The organism is Streptomyces sp. NPDC002889 (genome assembly GCF_042888425.1).
Lineage (GTDB): Bacteria > Actinomycetota > Actinomycetes > Streptomycetales > Streptomycetaceae > Streptomyces.
On the sequence record NZ_JBIAPT010000008.1, the window covers coordinates 314,970 to 332,567 of the forward strand.

15 protein-coding genes, 1 tRNA gene and 1 pseudogene are annotated in these 17,598 nt (G+C 69.6%); 9 read left to right on the forward strand and 8 right to left on the reverse strand.

Going from position 1 to position 17,598, the window contains the following annotated elements; genetic code table 11:
• Positions 1-74: 74 nt before the first annotated feature.
• The 5 genes and pseudogenes from ACFYWI_RS14920 to ACFYWI_RS14940 all read left to right on the forward strand — a co-directional run bounded on the left by ACFYWI_RS14920 (position 75) and on the right by ACFYWI_RS14940 (position 3,218).
• Positions 75-275 (forward strand): hypothetical protein, encoded by a 201-nt coding sequence (locus tag ACFYWI_RS14920; protein ID WP_389230891.1) that lies wholly within the window; start codon positions 75-77, stop codon positions 273-275.
• Entirely contained in the window at positions 275-484 is a 210-nt protein-coding gene (locus ACFYWI_RS14925) for a hypothetical protein (protein ID WP_389230894.1), read from the forward strand. Before ACFYWI_RS14920 ends, ACFYWI_RS14925 begins: the two co-directional genes overlap by 1 nt.
• Positions 484-1,849, forward strand: a pseudogene (repSA, locus tag ACFYWI_RS14930) (replication initiator protein RepSA). Before ACFYWI_RS14925 ends, repSA begins: the two are co-directional and overlap by 1 nt.
• Positions 1,846-2,058, forward strand: coding sequence for a helix-turn-helix domain-containing protein (locus ACFYWI_RS14935; protein WP_389230897.1), 213 nt, complete (start codon positions 1,846-1,848; stop codon positions 2,056-2,058). Before repSA ends, ACFYWI_RS14935 begins: the two are co-directional and overlap by 4 nt.
• Entirely contained in the window at positions 2,058-3,218 is a 1,161-nt protein-coding gene (locus ACFYWI_RS14940) for a tyrosine-type recombinase/integrase (RefSeq protein ID WP_389230900.1), read from the forward strand. Before ACFYWI_RS14935 ends, ACFYWI_RS14940 begins: the two co-directional genes overlap by 1 nt.
• Positions 3,219-3,269: 51 nt before the next feature.
• Here ACFYWI_RS14940 and ACFYWI_RS14945 read toward each other — a convergent pair.
• Positions 3,270-3,343: transfer RNA gene (locus ACFYWI_RS14945), tRNA-Gly, on the reverse strand.
• Between the two features lie 463 nt (positions 3,344-3,806).
• Here ACFYWI_RS14945 and dcd point away from each other — a divergent pair.
• Positions 3,807-4,382, forward strand: a complete 576-nt coding sequence (gene dcd, locus ACFYWI_RS14950; protein ID WP_389230904.1) for a dCTP deaminase — start codon at positions 3,807-3,809, stop codon at positions 4,380-4,382.
• A gap of 328 nt (positions 4,383-4,710) precedes the next feature.
• Positions 4,711-4,854 (forward strand): hypothetical protein, encoded by a 144-nt coding sequence (locus tag ACFYWI_RS14955; RefSeq protein WP_389230907.1) that lies wholly within the window; start codon positions 4,711-4,713, stop codon positions 4,852-4,854.
• Between the two features lie 21 nt (positions 4,855-4,875).
• Here the strand turns inward: ACFYWI_RS14955 and ACFYWI_RS14960 are convergent, their stop codons facing one another.
• On the reverse strand, positions 4,876-6,246 hold the full coding sequence (locus ACFYWI_RS14960) for a SpoIIE family protein phosphatase (RefSeq protein ID WP_389230910.1): 1,371 nt from the start codon (positions 6,244-6,246) through the stop codon (positions 4,876-4,878).
• Positions 6,247-6,558: 312 nt separating this feature from the next.
• On the opposite strand from ACFYWI_RS14960, the gene ACFYWI_RS14965 reads away from it, so the two are divergent.
• Complete coding sequence (locus ACFYWI_RS14965; RefSeq protein WP_389230981.1) at positions 6,559-7,422, forward strand: RNA polymerase sigma factor SigF; 864 nt, start codon at positions 6,559-6,561, stop codon at positions 7,420-7,422.
• Between the two features lie 207 nt (positions 7,423-7,629).
• Here the strand turns inward: ACFYWI_RS14965 and ACFYWI_RS14970 are convergent, their stop codons facing one another.
• The 6 genes from ACFYWI_RS14970 to ACFYWI_RS14995 form a co-directional block, all read right to left on the reverse strand.
• The gene (locus ACFYWI_RS14970; protein ID WP_389230913.1) at positions 7,630-8,520 is read right to left on the reverse strand and encodes a Yip1 family protein; all 891 of its coding nucleotides are present in this window, start codon (positions 8,518-8,520) and stop codon (positions 7,630-7,632) included.
• Positions 8,521-8,681: 161 nt separating this feature from the next.
• Positions 8,682-9,770, reverse strand: a complete 1,089-nt coding sequence (locus ACFYWI_RS14975) for an FG-GAP repeat domain-containing protein (protein ID WP_389230984.1) — start codon at positions 9,768-9,770, stop codon at positions 8,682-8,684.
• Positions 9,771-10,068: 298 nt separating this feature from the next.
• Positions 10,069-11,526 carry an FG-GAP-like repeat-containing protein gene (locus tag ACFYWI_RS14980; protein ID WP_389230916.1) on the reverse strand — a complete coding sequence of 486 codons (1,458 nt, stop codon included), beginning with the start codon at positions 11,524-11,526 and terminating at the stop codon, positions 10,069-10,071.
• A gap of 37 nt (positions 11,527-11,563) precedes the next feature.
• A complete protein-coding gene (locus ACFYWI_RS14985; protein ID WP_389230919.1) occupies positions 11,564-13,009 on the reverse strand; it encodes an FG-GAP-like repeat-containing protein in 1,446 nt (481 codons plus the stop codon).
• 341 nt (positions 13,010-13,350) lie between these two features.
• Positions 13,351-15,621 (reverse strand): heterodisulfide reductase-related iron-sulfur binding cluster, encoded by a 2,271-nt coding sequence (locus tag ACFYWI_RS14990; protein ID WP_389230922.1) that lies wholly within the window; start codon positions 15,619-15,621, stop codon positions 13,351-13,353.
• 126 nt (positions 15,622-15,747) lie between these two features.
• The gene (locus tag ACFYWI_RS14995; RefSeq protein WP_389230925.1) at positions 15,748-16,281 is read right to left on the reverse strand and encodes a sugar transferase; all 534 of its coding nucleotides are present in this window, start codon (positions 16,279-16,281) and stop codon (positions 15,748-15,750) included.
• A gap of 221 nt (positions 16,282-16,502) precedes the next feature.
• On the opposite strand from ACFYWI_RS14995, the gene ACFYWI_RS15000 reads away from it, so the two are divergent.
• Positions 16,503-17,598, forward strand: a 1,096-nt coding sequence (locus tag ACFYWI_RS15000) for an Hsp70 family protein (protein WP_389230927.1), incomplete at its 3' end; no start/stop codon positions are given.

Below are 17,598 nucleotides of genomic sequence, written 5' to 3' on the forward strand. Positions count from 1 at the left end.
GGCCTCCACTGCCAGGTTTCCGCCGCCCGGACGCCGCGCCCCACCCGATCTCACAACCGGAAGGACTGCCCATCATGCCCCAGCACAGCCATGCCCCGGCCCGCGTGTGCCCCAGCTGCGACGGCTTCGCCACCGCGCGGGTCACCCTCGGCGGCCGTGACCGTCATGGCCACCTCCGCACCATCACCGTCCATTGCCCGGCCTGCCACGGCACCGGCATCCGCCTGGCCGTCCGGCGTACGCACATCGCCACCACGGTGGGGGTGTCGGCCTGATGGGAGTCTTCAGCCGCCGCGAACCCGACGACTACGACATGGGCGAAGAGATCGACCGCGCCAAGCGCCAGGGCAGCCAAAGCCTCAGGATCCAGTACGCCCACCGCATCCTCGACAGCAGGCGTCCCGCCCCGGACAAGAGCCGGAAGAACAACCTGAGCGGCCCCCGCTGCGACGACGCCAGCACCCCCAAGAGGGGGCGGCGCTAGTGACCGACACCGCCACCATCGCGGGCCTGGACCCGGCCACCCTCGGCGACGTGCTGCGGGTGGCCGGGTCCCCCGGCTTCGACCGCTGGCAGGACCAGATCCGCCGCACCGGCGGCTGCTCCGACCCGATCCACCTGACCGGCTGGACACTCGCCAAGGACAAGACCACCGGCGAGACCCTGCGCCACTACTCCACCGACACCGAACCGGACGGACGCCTCCGCGTCGCCTGCGGCAACCGCCGCGCCTCCCGCTGCCCCTCCTGCGCCTTCACCTACGCCGGAGACACCTACCACCTGATCCGCGCCGGGCTCGCCGGGGACGAATCCAAGGACATCCCCGCCACCGTCCGCGATCACCCCCGCGTGTTCGCCACCCTCACCGCCCCGTCCTTCGGCCCCGTCCACAACCAGCCCGACCGAGGCGTCTGCCGCTGCGGCACCCGCCACCAGGACGACGACCCCGCCCTCGGCACCGCCCTTGACCCGGCCACCTACGACTACGCCGCCGCCGTGCTCTTCAACAACCACGCCGGGCAGCTGTGGCAGCGCTTCACCACCCGGCTGCGCCGCGAACTCGCCGCCTGTGCCGGACTCTCCCAACGCGCCCTGGCCGACCAACTGCGGCTGTCCTACGGGAAGGTCGCCGAGTTCCAAAAGCGCGGCGCGATCCACTTCCACGCCGTGATCCGACTCGACGGACCGGACGGGCCCGACTCCCCGCCACCCTCCTGGGCCACGGTCGCGGTGCTCACCGACGCGATCCGTGCCGCGGTCGCGCACGCGTACACCAGCATCACCGTGCCCGCCGCCGGGGACCAGCCCTGCCGGCCTTTCCGCTGGGGCCAGCAGCTCGACATCCGCCCCATCCGAGCCTTCGGCGATGGCTCCGACATCACCGAACCGGCCGTCGCCTCCTACGTCGCCAAGTACGCCACCAAAGCTGCCGAGTCGACCGGCAGCCTGGACCGCCGCATCGGCAACCGGGAAGTCCTCGACCTGCTCGATGTACCCGACCACCCCCGGCGCCTCATCGAGGCCTGCCTCGACCTCGCCCCGCTCTATCCCGACCGCAAGCTCGCGGCCTGGGCCCACATGCTCGGCTTCCGCGGCCACTTCTCCACCAAGTCGCGCCGCTACTCCACCACCCTCGGCGCCCTGCGCCAGATCCGCGCCGACTACCGCGCCGCACAGGAAGAACAGGTGGGCGACCCGGACACCGTGCTCGTCCTCGCCTCCTGGCAATACGCCGGACATGGCCACCCCCCCCGGTGAGTCCGCCCTCGCTGCCTCCATCGCCAGAGACCTCCAGCTCAACCGCGAAACCGCCCGCGAAGCCCTCGCCTCGGAAGGAGATCGGTCGTGAGTGACCACCTGCTGACCGTCGAGCAAGCCGCCGAGCGCCTCGGCACCACTCCGCGCTTTCCTCGTCGGCTCATCGCCGAACGCCGGATCGCCTTCGTCAAGGTCGGCCGCCATGTGCGGATCGCGGAGAGCGCACTGAACGCCTACATCGACGGCAACACAGTCCAGCCCGTCCGCCGTCGCCGCTTCCGCTACGCAAGGGCTGCCTGATGGCCAACAACAAGGGCACTCGTCGGCGCTTTGGTGCGGTCCGTCAGTACCGGTCCGGTCGCTGGACTGCGAGCTATCTGGGCCCGGACGGGCAGGAGTTCCGCGCGCCCGATACGTTCGACACGAAGAGGGACGCCGAGGTGTGGCTCTCGCAGATCGAGGCCGACCTCACGCGCGGCAACTGGCAGGACCCGGACGCCGGGGCTGTGACCTTCAAGGAGTACGCGGACCAATGGGTCGACGAGCGCGGCCTCTCCGCCACGACCGATGAGCTGTACCGGCGGCTTCTACGGCTGCACCTGCTCCCCACCTTCGAGAACCTGGATCTCGACGAGATCACCGCGCCCCGCGTCCGCACCTGGCGGGCCGAGCGGCTGGCAGAGACCGGGGCCGCCACGACCGTGGCCAAGGCGTACCGACTGCTCAAGGCCATCATGGAAACCGCCGTCGACGACGAGCTGATCCGCCGCAACCCTTGCCGCATCAAGGGTGCTGGCAAGGAGTCGTCCACTGAACGGCAGATCGCCTCCGTCGACCAGATCGACGCACTCGCCGACGCGCTTGGCCCTCGCTGGCGGCTGATGGTCTACCTCGGCGCGTACGGTCCGATGCGGCCAGAGGAGCAAGCCGAGCTGCGGCGCAAGGACGTCGACCTGGACGCCATGACCATCCGCGTGCGCATGGCCGCGCCCGAGCTGGCGACCGGGCGGCGTGCTCCTGGTGACACCAAGTCGGAGGCGGGCAAGCGGCTTGTGGTCCTGCCGGCCTTTCTGCGGACCGACCTTCGGCGGCATCTCGACTGGTACGCCGAGAAGGGCCCGGAGGGACTGCTTTTCGTGGGGGAGAAGGGCGCCCCGTTCCGGCGCACCTCCTTCGGGCGGAAGTGGCGCAAGGCCCGTGCCAAGGTCGGCATGCCGGAGGGCTTCCGCTTCTACGATCTTCGGCACACGGGGCACACGCTGGCGACCCGATCCGGGGCCACCCTCAAGGACACGATGGTCCGCGCCGGGCAGTCCTCGGAGAAGGCCGCGCTGATCTATCAGCACTCGGACTTGGAGCGGCAACAGGAAGTCGCAAGCGGACTGGATGACCTTGTGCGGGCCGCCCGGCAGAAGGGCAGAGGGAAGCCTTCTGGTGCGGATCTGGTGCAAGGCGCTTAGCGCGGTCTAGACAACAAAGCAGCCCCGGGCTCTTGGCCTGGGGCTTTCTCGTGGAGCGGGTGACGGGAATCGAACCCGCGCTCTGAGCTTGGGAAGCTCATGTTCTACCATTAAACTACACCTGCACAGTGCACCGGTGATCGGTGCCGCATCGTCGCACACTCTACCCCATTGCCCGCCCCACGGTGTGTTGCGCCGCGGGGCTTTCGTGCTCGTGGGGACTCCGACGTGCGTGCGGGGTGCGGGAGTTGGGGCGTACCGTGGGAGCCCGGAGTGCCGCGTGGAGTGGTGTTCGTGTCATCCCCTAATGTGGCCTTTCGTCCGCATTTCATGGGGAAGGGGCCCGATGGACTTGATGGAGCGCACCGTCGTCCGCTGTGCCGAGGGGCACGTATTCAGTACCGCTTCGTTTCCGATGCAGCAGCTCGGTGCCGATCGGCTCGGGCCCGGGCGGCTCATCCGGTGTCCGCGATGTGCCCGGCTGAGGCATGCCGTGCCGGTGGAGCCGGCGAAGCGGTAGTGACGAGGGAAGAGGCGCGGGGCCCGTCCGATTGGGGTGGGCCCGCACGCTCTGCGTATCCTCGGGGCGTGCTTCTCTCAGACAAGGACATCCGGGCCGAGATCGACTCCGGGCGGGTCCGCATCGACCCGTACGACGAATCCATGGTGCAGCCCTCGAGCATCGATGTGCGGCTGGACCGCTACTTCCGGGTGTTCGAGAACCACCGCTATCCCCACATCGACCCCGCAGTCGAGCAGGCCGATCTGACCCGGCTGGTCGAGCCGGAGGGCGACGAGGCGTTCATCCTGCACCCCGGCGAGTTCGTGCTCGCCTCGACGTACGAGGTCATCTCGCTGCCGGCCGACCTCGCTTCGCGACTGGAGGGCAAGTCCAGCCTCGGGCGGCTCGGGCTGGTCACGCACTCGACCGCCGGGTTCATCGACCCCGGGTTCTCCGGGCATGTGACCCTGGAGCTGTCGAACCTGGCCACGCTGCCGATCAAGCTGTGGCCGGGGATGAAGATCGGACAGCTGTGCATGTTCCGGCTCAGCTCGCCCGCCGAGGAGCCCTACGGCAGTGAGCGCCACGGCTCCCGCTATCAGGGGCAGCGCGGGCCGACGGCTTCCCGGTCGTTCGTGAACTTCCACCGGACGCAGATCTGAGGAACGGCCGCTCGTGCGCTCGGCGGATCAGAGTCTGCAGCCTTGTGAAACGGGCGGGTCTGATGGTGATAGGTCCGACCTGTTCGTGGGAGCAGCCGAGGGCGGTGGCGATGCGCCGCAGGGGCCGGCCTTCTTCGCGGACGGCGGCGGCTTCGCGCTGGGCGCAGGCGTGGAGGTCGCCGAAGGCGCGGTTGAGGGTGGCCGGCGCGTGCAGCCGCTGCTCGAGGGGCGTGCTCGAGGTCTTCGCGCAGGGCGGTGAGCTGGTCGGCGGCCCTGCTGGACCGCGTCGTTCGAGGTGGTCGAGGGGGTGGACACGGGGTGGCCTTCCATGACGCATCCCGCTGCCGGACAGGTTGCCGGTCTGCGGCTGTGGGTGCCACGCGTCTCGACCAGGGGTGCGGTGTCGTGCCTGGCCCGGCTCGGGTCGATCCACCGGCTGCTGTACCCGGCCAAGGCCCGTGGCCGGGCGTAGTCCTCTCCGAATTCAGCGCGGTCAGGGGCGGGGAGGGACGCGCAGAGTGAGCAGGGCGGTGTCGTCGCCGGCCCAGTCGCCGCTGTGCTCGGCCAGGACCTCGCCGAGATGGGTGACGATGCCTTGGGCGTCGAGGCCCCGGCAGCCGCCGAACGCGGCGGCCAGGCCCTCCTCGCCGAACAGGGGGCGGTCGCCCGACGCGGCGGCGCGGCGAGCGCGGGCTTCTGTGGCGCCGTCGGTGTAGAGCAGCAGAGCGTCGCCGGGAGCGAGGCGGAAGCGGACGTCGGTGAGGGCGATGTCGGACAGGACGCCGAGCAGGCTGCCGCGGGCGCCGATCTCCTGGACACGCCCGTCTGCACGCCGGATCAGGGCCGGGGGGTGCCCGGCTGTGCACAGGCGGCCCGCGATGCCGCCGGGGGTGGTGCGGAAGGTGGCGTAGACGGCGGTGAGGAACCGATCTCCCTTGCGCTGGTCGAGGAGTGCGGAGTTCAGGTGCTGGAAGACGGCGGCCGGGGAAAGGTGCTGGGCCGCCTCGGCGCGCAGGGTGTAGCGGGCCAGGGCGGTGACTTTCGCCGCCTCGGTGCCCTTGCCGCACACGTCGCCCATCACCGTGCACCACCACGGGCCCTTGGCGTGGAAGAGGTCGTAGAAGTCGCCGACCACCGCCGTTCCGCCGGCCGCGGGCAGGTAGGACGCGGCCGTCTCCAGCCCCGGCACCTTGGGCAGGACGGGCGGCAGCAGGCTGTCCTGGAGGCTGCGGGCCAGAGTGCTGGAGGTCTCCAAAGCCTCCTGGGCGGTGGCGAGAGCGTGCTGAGTCGTCGTCAACGAGGTACGGAGGTTGATCTCGTTGCTCACCGCGCGGGCCATGGTGGCGAGCGTGGCCAGCTCGGCGGGCTGCCATGCGTGCGGATTCTCGTCGATCACGCACATGCTGCCCAGCACTTCCCCGCCGGGGGCCAGTATCGGATATCCCGCCCAGGCGCCGATCTTCATCGGCACCACCGAGGGATGCCCGCTGGTGCGTGCATCGGCAGCAGCGTCATCGATCACGAACGGCGCCCCGCCCAGACCGATCAGGAAGGAGCAGAAGCTCTCCTCCACGGGGTTCTGCCGCTCGGCCGCATTCCCGGTCGGCACCCCGACGCACGACTTCCAGAATGAACGCCGGTCGTCGACCAGGGTGATGAAGGCGCGTCCGCAGCCGGTCACTGCTGCCGCCAGCTTGGCCAGGTCCTCGAAGGCGTCCTCCGGGCCGGTGTCCAGCAGCCCGGTCGCCTGCACCGCGGCCAGCCGTCCCGGATCCGACAGCGCTGCGGGCAGTCCGTCCGGCCGCGGTCCACCGGCGAAGATCGTGTCCCGCATCGCGGCCCCCCGCCCTTCGGTGCCTGTCATCCAGCGGACACCCCTGACGGCGATCACGACCGCCGTGCGCCAAGATATTTGACGCACGGCAACAATATCCCCGAACCGTGAGCGGAAACATGTGCGTGCCCGGGTGCCGGGGCACCGGACCAGGCACTTCCTCCGGTGAACCGCGGCTCCTGCCCAACGCCGCACCCTCACCGGCCGACCGAGATGTACGCGTTGTCCCTCCCCCGGCCCGGAACACGGCTGCTGCGCGAGGCATGGACCGGCCGGTAGGGGGCATGCGAACGACACCTGTCCCCTTTCTAAGGCGTGATCGTGACCCTGACCGTGAACGCCGTGGATGCCGCCGTCGAGCACGGGGCACACGCCAGTGCGCAGGAGACGGTGGGGCAGCTGCCGTGGATCGAGGACACGGGCAAGGTCGCGCCCAAGGACGCCCGTGCCTTGTCGAAGCTGTTCTTCGATCAGCTGCAGGTTCTCGAGGAGGGCACGCGCGAGTACCAGTACGCGCGCAACACGCTGATCGAGATGAACCTGTCGCTGGTGAAGTTCTCCGCCCGCCGCTTCCGCAGCCGCGGCGACGGCGAGATGGACGACATCATCCAGGTCGGCACCATCGGCCTGATCAAGGCGATCGACCGGTTCGACCTGTCGCGTGAAGTCGAGTTCGCCACCTTCGCGATCCCCTACATCGTCGGCGAGATCAAGCGCTTCTTCCGCGACAGCACCTGGGCTGTTCATGTCCCGCGCCGCTTGCAGGAGTTGCGCGTGGAGTTGGCCAAGGCGAAGGAGACCCTGGCGGGCCGTCTGGACCGCGAGCCCACCGTCAAGGAACTCGCCGGCCACCTCGCCCTCTCCGAGGAAGAGATCATCGAGGGCCTGGTCGCCGCCAACGGCTACACGGCCGGCTCCATCGACACCCCCACCACGGAGAACGAGTCCGCCGACGGGGGGCCGAAGTACGCCGACACGATGGGCGAGCTCGACCCGGCGATGGACCTCTTCGAGGACCTCCACGCTCTCGCACCGATGCTGGGCACCCTCGATGAGCGCGAGCGGACCATCATCGAAATGCGCTTCGGCCGGGAAATGACCCAGGCCGCCATCGGCACGGAGCTGGGCATCTCCCAGATGCACGTTTCCCGCCTGCTCTCCCGCACCATGGCCAAGCTGCGCGAGGGACTGCTGACCGACCACTGACACCCTTGACCAGCAGAAGCCCCGGGACCCCCGCCCGGGGCTTCTGCGATGTGCGGTGCGGGATCGCGCGCCCGGCTCGGTGATACTTCGGTGCCGGCCCACGACCGGGACACCAAGGCCCGTCACCTCTCCTGGCGGACAGCGGCAGCCGAAGAAGTAAGCCCCGCCCGGAGGGCGGGGGCTTACGTATGTCCGGGCCCGGAAGACTCAGATCGTGCCGAGCTTGATCAGCGAGAGCAGCGCGATCAGCTGGATCGCCGACGCGCCCAGTGCCTTCGGCCACGGCAGGTCGTGCGACTTGCTGACCATCGAGGTGAACAGCGCGCCCGCCGCCAGCCAGGTCGCCCAGCCGAGCACCTGGACCAGGGAGTTCTCGCCGCCGAGGAAGAGGGCGAAGAGCAGACGCGGGGCGTCCGTGACGGACATGATCAGCATGGAGAGGCCGACCGTCGGCTGCCAGGCGCCGTCGCCGCCCAGCTGGCGGGCGAGGGTGTGGGTGACCGCGCCCAGGATCAGACCGCCGATGACGAACGCCACAGCCGTGGTGAGCACCGACGGGATCGCGGTGGAGAGCGTCGCGTTGATCGTCTGCTCGCGGGCCTCGTCGAGGCCGAAGACCGCGAGCAGGCCGTAGAGGAACGTGACGATCAGCGCCGGGCCCCACACCGGGTAGTCGCGCATCTGCCAGAACGTCGGGCCCGGGCGCAGCACGATCCCGCTCAGCAGCTGCTTCCATTGCAGCCGGGGACCCGCGGGCGCCGCGGGGGGCTCGCCTGTGTGGTAGGTGGAACCTGCTCCGTACGGGTCGTCGTGCACGCTGAACGCCTGCGTGTGGCCAGGGTGGTTGGCCGCGTAGGGGTCAGGGGCGGCGGGTTGCTGGTACGGGTCGCCGAAGTACTCCGGCTCGCCGTACGGACCGCCGCCCTGGGGGTGCTGCGGTTGCTGTCTGCCGCTCGCCCGAGGCCACTGCGGGGCCTGCTGCTGCGCATACGGGGGTCCCGCATGGCCGCCTCCCTGGTAGGGGGGCGGAGCCTGCTGCGGTTGCTGATGCTGCGGGGGGCGGTTGGCCCGGCCGCGTCCGATCCTGAATCCAGCCACGTAATCGAACGTACCCGGTCCGCGCACGTGGGGTGGGACGAGGCCGGGATCAGGAGGCCTTTGCTGCTGAGCTGTGACATCCCCTAGGGGAACCCTGGGGAGCCTGCCCCCTTGTGTGTTCGCCGAGGTCAGGGCCGGGTCCGGGGCGGGGCACGACCGGATCAGGGCAGGAAGAGCGACGAGCTGAAGGTGATCAGCGGGCGTGTGCGGGCCGATGCCGGAAGTGCCGGGTACACCGCCACCACATCCGCCCGCTCACCCCTGTGCGTCCGCGTCACGACGTCCGGGCGCTTGTCGCCGTCGAAGTCCGCGTACACGAGTACGTCCGTGACCGGCTTCGTCTCGCCGGCCGGGAGCTCCGGGGCGGGCGGGGCCGTAACGGCGTCGAAGACGTAGGTGCCGCCCGGGCGACCGGGTCCCGCCGGCCCGCCCAGCAGCAGCCTGCCCTTGCCGGCGGCGCCGGGGGTACGGGTGCGGGTCAGCGCGACCAGGTCGTCGGCGCCGTCGTCGTCGGTGTCCGCCTGCACCGAGGGCGCCGCCAGTGCCGGGCCGCCGCCCGGGATCGGGGCCTTGGCGGCGCGCGGGGCGCCGGCACGGGTGAAGGGGCCGCGCAGGAAGCTGAGGCGGCCCGCGGACGCGGTGACGGCGAGGTCGGTGGCTCCGTCACCGTCGAAGTCGCCGCAGACCGGGTGGTCGGGCCAGTCGTTGCCGTAACGGGCCTGCTCGGGGATGCGCAGCACGACGGCCTTGCCGGTCAGGCCGGCGGGGGAGCCGAAGAGCAGCTGCAGCGGTACGGGCGGGCGGCCGATGCCGTCGTAGGGCGGGTCGGTGCCCACGACCAGGTCCGCGTATCCGTCCTTGTCGAGATCGCAGGAGGCCTCGGCGTCGAACGCGGCGGGGAGGGTGTTCTCGACCTCGGCCGCGTGAGTGCGCGGGGTGAGGAGTTGCCGTACCGCCGGGTCCAGGGTGCGTGGACCCGCGGTGCCGTAGACGATGCCGATGCCCGCGTCGTCGCCATGACTGTCGCCGGGTGCCTTGACCAGGTCGTTCAGGACGAGATCGCGATGGCCGTCACCGTTGAAGTCCGAGGGGACAAGGCTGCCCTTGCCGCGTGGTACGGGCAAGGTGCCGACGGCCGCCTTGCCGGTGACGGGGGTGGCGTCGCCGTTCTTGGCCGCGGGCCGGGTGTCCGCCTTCGCCCCGCTGTCGCAGGCGGTCAGCAGGACCGCGCAGGCGCACAGAACGCCCATGGCCGCCGTTCGTATGCGCACGTCCCACCTCGTCCCTCTTGTCAGTGCCGCTCGTCAGTGCCCGTTCGCCCCACGATGCTCGTGCGGCTGCCCGTGCGGGGCAATGGGTCGGGCGCGATCGCAGGCCAAAGGTTATGCGTCGCGTAACCCCCTGCGGTGAGGGGGGTACGGCAGCTCGGTGTCGCCCGCCGTACGGTTCCTGCCGCCGCGTCCCGGCCGATGGCCGAGGACGCCGTGAGCCGCGAGAGCCGGTCCCGCGCAGGAAGGCGGGGCCGGCTCTCGCGGGCAGGAATCGGGGTCAGCCGGTCATGAGCCAGCCGAGGATCGGGGTGCCGACGGCCGAGATGCCCGTGGCGCCCAGGCCGATGCTCCGGCCCGCCGGGTCGATCTGCGTGCCGTTGGAGCCGAAGGCCACGATCTGGCCGTCCCGTGCGTTCTCCCAGGGGATGCCGACGGTCAGGTCGGCATTGCCGTCGTCGTTCGTGTCGGAGAGGAAGACCTCGCCGCCGAAGGCGTCCTCCGCCTCGCCGGCGCCGGGCACGCCCGGGACGTCCTGGTCCAGGCCCTGGTTGCCGGTCTCGGCGAATCCTGTCTCCGTGGCGTACAGGACGGTGACCATGCCGGCGTTCGCGACGCCGTTCACGTCCTCGTTGGGAGAGCCGATGGCCAGGTCGGACCTGCCGTCGCCGTTGATGTCGCCGAAGCTCACCTCCCAGCCGAAGTTGTCCTTCGACTCGGCCGTGCCGGGGACACCGAGGGTGTCCTGGTGAACGGTGATCTCGCCGCCGTTCGGACCGCTGGAGGTGCCGTAGACAACCTTGATGGCGCCGCCCTTGGCCACACCGGCGCTGTCCGCGCCGCTGTCCCAGCTGTTGCCGATGACGACGTCGCCGTATCCGTCGCCGTTGGCGTCGCCGATGTCGGAGATGACGCCCGCGGGCAGCTTCACCTTGCCGGTGGTGGTGAGACCCGAGGCCGAGCCCGGCAGGTAGTAGTTGGCGTTGTACGAGTACTCGCTCGGGCTGTCGCCCTCGTAGCCGTCGACGACCAGGTCGGTGCGGCCGTCCTTGTTCACGTCGCCCGGGGCGAGGTAGAAGATGTCGAATCCGGGCACCGCCATGACCGGGGCGGTGAGCGAGTAACGGCCACCGGTACCGCCGGACTTGGTGAAACCGCCGCGGTAGATGTCGATCTTCTGGTTGTCGGCGCTGATGGCGAGGTCGGCCTTGCCGTCGCCGTTGTAGTCGCCTGCCGCGACGACAGCGCCGAACTGGTCGTGGCTGGTGGGGGACGGGTCGGCAACCCCGGTACCACCGGAGAGCCCGGTCGCGGAGCCCCACACGATGGTGACCGCGCCGCCGTCCGTGTCCGAGCCGACGTCCTCCCTCTGGGAGCCCACGGCGAGATCGGCGTATCCGTCGCCGTTGTAGTCGCCCGCCGCGAGATGGCTGCCGAACGCGTCGCCCGCCTCGGCGGTTCCGGGGACACCGGCGCTGTTCTGGGTGAGGGTCTGGATCTTCTCGGCGCCCGCGCCGCCGGCCGAGCCGTACAGGACGGTGACGGCGCCCGCGTTCTTGTAGCCGTTCACGGTGGCGCTCGAAGCCGACACGGCCACATCGCGGTATCCGTCGCCGTTGAAGTCGCCCTGCAACCCGGAGGGGGCGGCCGTGGCGGTTCCGGAGGTCGCGGCCAGCAGGCCGCCGGTGAGGGCGGCAGCGGCGGCTGTCGCCAGGGTGGTGCGGAGGTTCTTCTTCACGCTGAGAGTTCTCCTGCGTAGAGCCGAGGAAAGAGTGTCAGTGGGCGAGTTCGTCGCCGAAGTACGCGGTGCCGGACGGCCCGCCGAGCGAGGTGGAGCCGAACGTGGTCGAACCGGTGGCGGTGATGCCGCTCGTGCCGCTCTTGAACAGCCAGAGCGAACCCGCGCCGGCGTTCTCCGCGTACGCACCGGCGGCGAGCTCCGCGCGGCCGTCCCCGTTGCTGTCCACGAGCCGCACCGAGGCGCCGAAGTAGTCACGGGACTCGGCGCCACCGGGCACGCCTGCCGTGTCCTGCGAGAGGGACTTGGCGCCGGTGCCGGTCAGGCCCGAGGCGGAGCCGCGCAGGACGTGGACGGAACCCGCGCCCACCTTGCTGCCGAGGGCCTCGCCCATGGCACCCACCGCGATGTCCGCGTAGCCGTCGCCGTTGGTGTCTCCGGCGGACAGGCTCCAGCCGAAGTTGTCGCCCTTCTCCGCGGCCCCGGGAACACCGGCGGTGTCCTGGTTGATGCGGACCGGGGTACGGGTGCTGAGACCGGTGGCGCTGCCGTACGTCACGGTGATGGCGCCGCCGAGGCCGCCGTTGGGCTCGTCGGTGGACTTCTCCATGAAGTTGCCGGTGACGATGTCGCCGTAGCCGTCCTTGTTCACATCGCCGATGGCGCCCGCGTAGCCGCCCGCGAGCTTGCCCGCAGGCGTGAGGCCGGTGCTTCCGCCCTTGTAGAGGACGCTGCGGGTGCGCCAGTTGTCGCCGCTCGGCTCCTGGCCCATGAGCACGAGGTCTGTCGCCGCGTCGCCGGTGACGTTCCCGGCGACGATCGAGTCCGCGCTCACGCCGGTCTGCTCCGAGGTGTCGATGCCGACCAGGCCGGCCGCCTTACCGGTGCGGGAGACCGGGCCCTTGAAGATGTTCAGGCCGGGGGAAGCGAAGTTGACGGCTGCAAGGTCGGCGCTGCCGTCGCCGTCGAAGTCGCCGGCGGCGACGTCCCAGCCCAGTTCGTAGCGGTGCTCGGGCAGCGGCGAAGTGATGTCGGTGGCGGACTTCAGGCCGTTCGCGCCGCCCCAGACGACGGTGAGCACGCCGAAGTCGTCGGTGCTGCCGATCCGCTCGCCGTGCACGCCGACCACCAGGTCGGTGCAGCCGTCGCCGTCGAGGTCACCGGCGGTGAGCCGGTCGCCGAAGTAGTCGCCGGTCTCGGGGACACCCGGAATGCCGGCGGTGTCCTGGCTGATGAGGGTCCGCTTCGACTTGTCGAGGCCGCTCGCGGTGCCGTAGACGACGGCGACGTAGCCGGCACCGGACTTGCCGGCGACCTTGGCGATGGGCGCGGCTATCGCGAGATCCCGGTAGCCGTCGCCGTTGAAGTCACCCTGCAGCCCAGCGGGGGCGGCGGACGCGGTTCCGGCCGTCGCGGCCAGCAGGCCGCCGGTGAGTGCGGCCGCGGCGAGCGCGGCCAGGGTGGTACGGAAGTGCTTCTGCATGCGGGGGCTCTCCTGCGGCATGCGGGATGCGTGGTGGGCATCCACAGTCGGTGGGGGCGTTCCGTCCGCGTTCACCGGAAGTTGTTCACGATGCAACGAAACGGTTGGCGATCAGGAGACCCTTGAGGTGGCGCCAGGGTTGTGCGGGGAGCGGAAGATTCTTCGAGCCTGATGTGGCTGATGGGGCTGATGGGGTCAATCGGGCCGGGCCGCTCGGGCAGGCGGCTGGTGGTAGGCGTCGAGTCCGTGCTCCACGCCGGTGCGGTGCCGCTGCACGCAAGAGCGGCCGGACCTGCCCCCGAGGCAGATCCGACCGCTCATCGATCCCGTGGCGGAGGCGGCTACTTGACCGGCTCCGGTTCCGGTGCGTCCTCAGGCTGCTGGGACGGTTCCGGGTCGGCGGGCGGTGTCTTGACCGAGTCGAGCAGCAGTTGGGCGACGTCGACGACCTGGAGTGACTCCTTGGCCTTGCCGTCGTTCTTCTTGCCGTTCATGGCGTCGGTGAGCATGACGAGGCAGAAGGGGCAGGCGGTGGAGACGATGTCGGGGTTGAGGGACAGGGCCTCGTCGACGCGCTCGGTGTTGATGCGCTTGCCGATGCGCTCCTCCATCCACATGCGCGCGCCGCCGGCGCCGCAGCAGAAGCCGCGTTCCTTGTGGCGGTGCATCTCCTGCTGGCGCAGGCCCGGGACGGCGGACATGATCTCGCGCGGGGGCGTGTAGACCTTGTTGTGCCGGCCCAGGTAGCAGGGGTCGTGATAGGTGATCAGACCCTCGACCGGGGTGATGGGGATGAGCTTGCCCTCGTCGATGAGGTGCTGGAGCAGCTGGGTGTGGTGGATGACCTCGAACTCGCCGCCCAGCTGGGGGTATTCGTTCGCGATCGTGTTGAAGCAGTGCGGGCAGGTGGCGACGATCTTCTTGGCCGACTTCGGCTTCTTCGTCGACTCGTCCTCGTCGTCCTCGCCGAAGGCCATGTTCAGCATGGCCACGTTCTCCTGGCCGAGCTGCTGGAACAGGGGTTCGTTGCCCAGGCGGCGGGGCGAGTCACCGGTGCACTTCTCGTCGCCGCCCATGATCGCGAACTTGACGCCCGCCATGTGCAGCAGTTCGGCGAAGGCCTTGGTGGTCTTCTTGGCCCGGTCCTCCAGGGCGCCGGCGCAGCCGACCCAGTACAGGTAGTCGACCTCGGTGAGGTCCTCGACGTCCTTGCCGACGATGGGGACCTCGAAGTCGACCTCCTTGGTCCACTCCACGCGCTGCTTCTTGGCCAGCCCCCAGGGGTTGCCCTTCTTCTCCAGGTTCTTGAGCATCGTGCCCGCCTCGGACGGGAACGCGGACTCGATCATCACCTGGTAGCGGCGCATGTCGACGATGTGGTCGATGTGCTCGATGTCGACCGGGCACTGCTCGACACAGGCGCCGCAGGTGGTGCAGGACCACAGGACGTCGGGGTCGATGACGCCGTTCTCCTCGGCGGTGCCGATCAGCGGGCGCTCGGCCTCGGCCAGCGCGGCGGCCGGCACGTCCTTCAGCTGCTCGGCGGAGGCCTTCTCCTCGCCCTCCATGGTCTTGCCGCCCCCGGCCAGCAGGTAGGGGGCCTTGGCGTGCGCGTGGTCGCGCAGCGACATGATCAGGAGCTTGGGGGACAGCGGCTTGCCGGTGTTCCAGGCGGGGCACTGCGACTGGCAGCGGCCGCACTCGGTGCAGGTGGAGAAGTCGAGGATGCCCTTCCAGGAGAACTGCTCGACCTGGGAGACGCCGTAGACGTCGTCCTCGCCCGGGTCCTCGAAGTCGATCGGCCTGCCGCCGCTGGTCATCGGCTGCAGCGCGCCGAGCGCGGTCGAACCGTCCGCGTTGCGCTTGAACCAGATGTTCGGGAAACCGAGGAACCGGTGCCAGGCCACACCCATGTTGGTGTTCAGCGAAACCGTGATCATCCAGATCAGCGACGTACCGATCTTGATCATCGCGGTGAAGTAGATGAGGGTCTGCAGCGTGGACAGGTCGAGCCCGTCGAAGGCGAGGACCAGCGGGTACGAGACGAAGTACGCGGCCTCGTAGTGGTCCACGTGGTGGATCGCGCCCTCCAGGCCGCGCAGGGCCAGGATCGCCAGTCCGATGGTGAGGATCACGTACTCGACGAAGTACGCCTGCCAGGCCTTCGAGCCCGCGAAACGCGACTTTCGGCCGGCACGCGAGGGCAGGTTGAGCAGCCGGATCGCGATCAGGATGACGATGCCGACGACCGTCATCAGACCGATGAACTCGATGTACATCTCGAACGGCAGGAAGCCGCCCAGGACGGGCAGAGTCCAGTCGGCCTGGAAGAGCTGGCCGTACGCCTGGGCCAGGGTGGGCGGCAGCGTCAGGAAGCCGATCGCCACGAACCAGTGGGCGAAGCCAACGATCCCCCAGCGGTTCATCCGGGTGTGGCCGAGGAACTCCTTGGCCAGGGTGATCGTGCGGGCCTTGGGGTTGTCGGTGCGGCTGCCCGCAGGCACCGGCTGTCCGAGCCTGACGAACCGGTAGATCTGCGCGACGGCTCGGGCGATGAGCGCAACGCCGACCACGGTCAGGACCAGCGACACGATGATCGCGGCGAGTTGCATTGGGGGCTCCTCGGGCCTGCGAGGGTGGGAAATCCGCACCTACTAAGCGGTAACTTAATCAGTTCGTGCTGAGACTACCCATTTATTGCGCCGCACTGTAGTTGCGCAGGCGGTGATCTGTGTCGCTCAGGCAACCCTGACCACAGGGCGTCCGGCGACCGCGGCGGGGACGGTTCTGGCCAGGATCACCAGGTCGAGTCCAAGCCAGTGCTGCTCCACATAATGCAGGTCCAGCACGGCCATTTCCTCCCAGGGCAGCTCGGAGCGCCCGCTGATCTGCCACAGGCCCGTGATTCCGGGGCGTACGGCCAGCCGGGCGCGCTCGGCGACGCCGCGTACGGCGCCCGGATCCCGGGCGGGCGGCAGGGGGCGCGGGCCGACCAGTGACATCTCGCCGCGCACCACGTTGATCAGCTGCGGCAGCCTGTCCATGAGGCGGCGGCGCAGGAGCCGCCCCACCGGGGTGAGGGAGTCGGCGTGCCTCGTGCGGAATGTGAACATCGTGAACGGCCGGCCGCCGAGGCCGGTGCGTTCCCGGCGTACCAGGACCGGGCCCGGTGAGGTCAGCGCGACGGCCGCCGCGGCGGCCAGCAGTGTGGGGGACAGCATCAGCAGCAGGATCAGACTGCCCGTCAGATCGACGGCTCGCTTTGCCGACATGGCGCGCGCCCTTCGTCACAAATGGCAGTTGTTGACCGTTTTTTTCGGCTATGACTCTCCCAGATGTACGGCGCACGCACGCCGCGCCACGCTGCGCGGAGGGGAAAGTGCCTGTAAGTGCCGGATAAAAGTTGAGTGGGCCCGACTCAGGTCTGTTGACTCCACCGATCCGGTCATGCATCCTTGAGTCAGTTTCACTCAAGGCAGCTGGAGGAATCGAAATGGCACGTGCGGTCGGCATCGACCTGGGCACGACTAACTCCGTCGTCAGCGTTCTGGAGGGCGGCGAGCCCACCGTCATCACCAACGCCGAGGGTGCCAGGACCACGCCGTCCGTCGTCGCCTTCGCGAAGAACGGTGAGGTGCTGGTCGGCGAGGTAGCCAAGCGTCAGGCGGTCACCAACGTCGACAGGACCATTCGGTCGGTCAAGCGCCACATGGGCACCGACTGGAAGATCGAGCTCGACGGGAAGCACTTCAACCCGCAGCAGATGAGCGCGTTCATCCTGCAGAAGCTGAAGCGCGACGCCGAGTCCTACCTGGGCGAGAAGGTCACGGACGCCGTGATCACCGTCCCCGCCTACTTCAACGACTCCGAGCGTCAGGCGACGAAGGAAGCCGGTGAGATCGCGGGTCTGAACGTCCTGCGCATCGTCAACGAGCCGACCGCCGCCGCGCTCGCCTACGGCCTGGACAAGGACGACCAGACCATTCTGGTCTTCGACCTCGGTGGCGGCACCTTCGACGTGTCGCTGCTCGAGATCGGCGACGGCGTCGTCGAGGTCAAGGCCACCAACGGCGACAACCACCTCGGTGGTGACGACTGGGACCAGCGCGTCGTCGACTACCTGGTGAAGCAGTTCGCCAACGGACACGGCGTCGACCTGTCCAAGGACAAGATGGCTCTGCAGCGTCTGCGCGAGGCCGCGGAGAAGGCGAAGATCGAGCTGTCGTCCTCGACCGAGACGACGATCAACCTGCCCTACATCACGGCGTCCGCCGAGGGCCCGCTGCACCTGGACGAGAAGCTCACGCGCGCCCAGTTCCAGCAGCTCACCTCGGACCTGCTCGAGCGCTGCAAGACCCCGTTCCACAACGTCATCAAGGACGCCGGCATCGCGCTGTCCGAGATCGACCACGTGGTCCTGGTCGGCGGTTCGACCCGCATGCCCGCCGTCGCCGAGCTCGTCAAGGAGCTGACCGGCGGTCAGGACGCCAACAAGGGTGTGAACCCGGACGAGGTCGTCGCCATCGGCGCCGCGCTGCAGGCCGGTGTCCTCAAGGGTGAGGTCAAGGACGTCCTGCTCCTCGACGTGA

What these genes read in the sequence shown, in the direction of transcription:
- ACFYWI_RS14920 (WP_389230891.1), top strand. Translation starts at nt 75, where the DNA reads ATGCCCCAGCACAGCCATGCCCCGGCCCGCGTGTGCCCCAGCTGCGAC.
- ACFYWI_RS14925 (WP_389230894.1), top strand. Translation starts at nt 275, where the DNA reads ATGGGAGTCTTCAGCCGCCGCGAACCCGACGACTACGACATGGGCGAA.
- ACFYWI_RS14940 (WP_389230900.1), top strand. Translation starts at nt 2,058, where the DNA reads ATGGCCAACAACAAGGGCACTCGTCGGCGCTTTGGTGCGGTCCGTCAG.
- ACFYWI_RS14955 (WP_389230907.1), top strand. Translation starts at nt 4,711, where the DNA reads ATGACGCATCCCGCTGCCGGACAGGTTGCCGGTCTGCGGCTGTGGGTG.
- ACFYWI_RS14960 (WP_389230910.1), bottom strand. Translation starts at nt 6,246, where the DNA reads ATGACAGGCACCGAAGGGCGGGGGGCCGCGATGCGGGACACGATCTTC.
- ACFYWI_RS14975 (WP_389230984.1), bottom strand. Translation starts at nt 9,770, where the DNA reads ATGGGCGTTCTGTGCGCCTGCGCGGTCCTGCTGACCGCCTGCGACAGC.
- ACFYWI_RS14985 (WP_389230919.1), bottom strand. Translation starts at nt 13,009, where the DNA reads ATGCAGAAGCACTTCCGTACCACCCTGGCCGCGCTCGCCGCGGCCGCA.
- ACFYWI_RS14990 (WP_389230922.1), bottom strand. Translation starts at nt 15,621, where the DNA reads ATGCAACTCGCCGCGATCATCGTGTCGCTGGTCCTGACCGTGGTCGGC.
- ACFYWI_RS14995 (WP_389230925.1), bottom strand. Translation starts at nt 16,281, where the DNA reads ATGTCGGCAAAGCGAGCCGTCGATCTGACGGGCAGTCTGATCCTGCTG.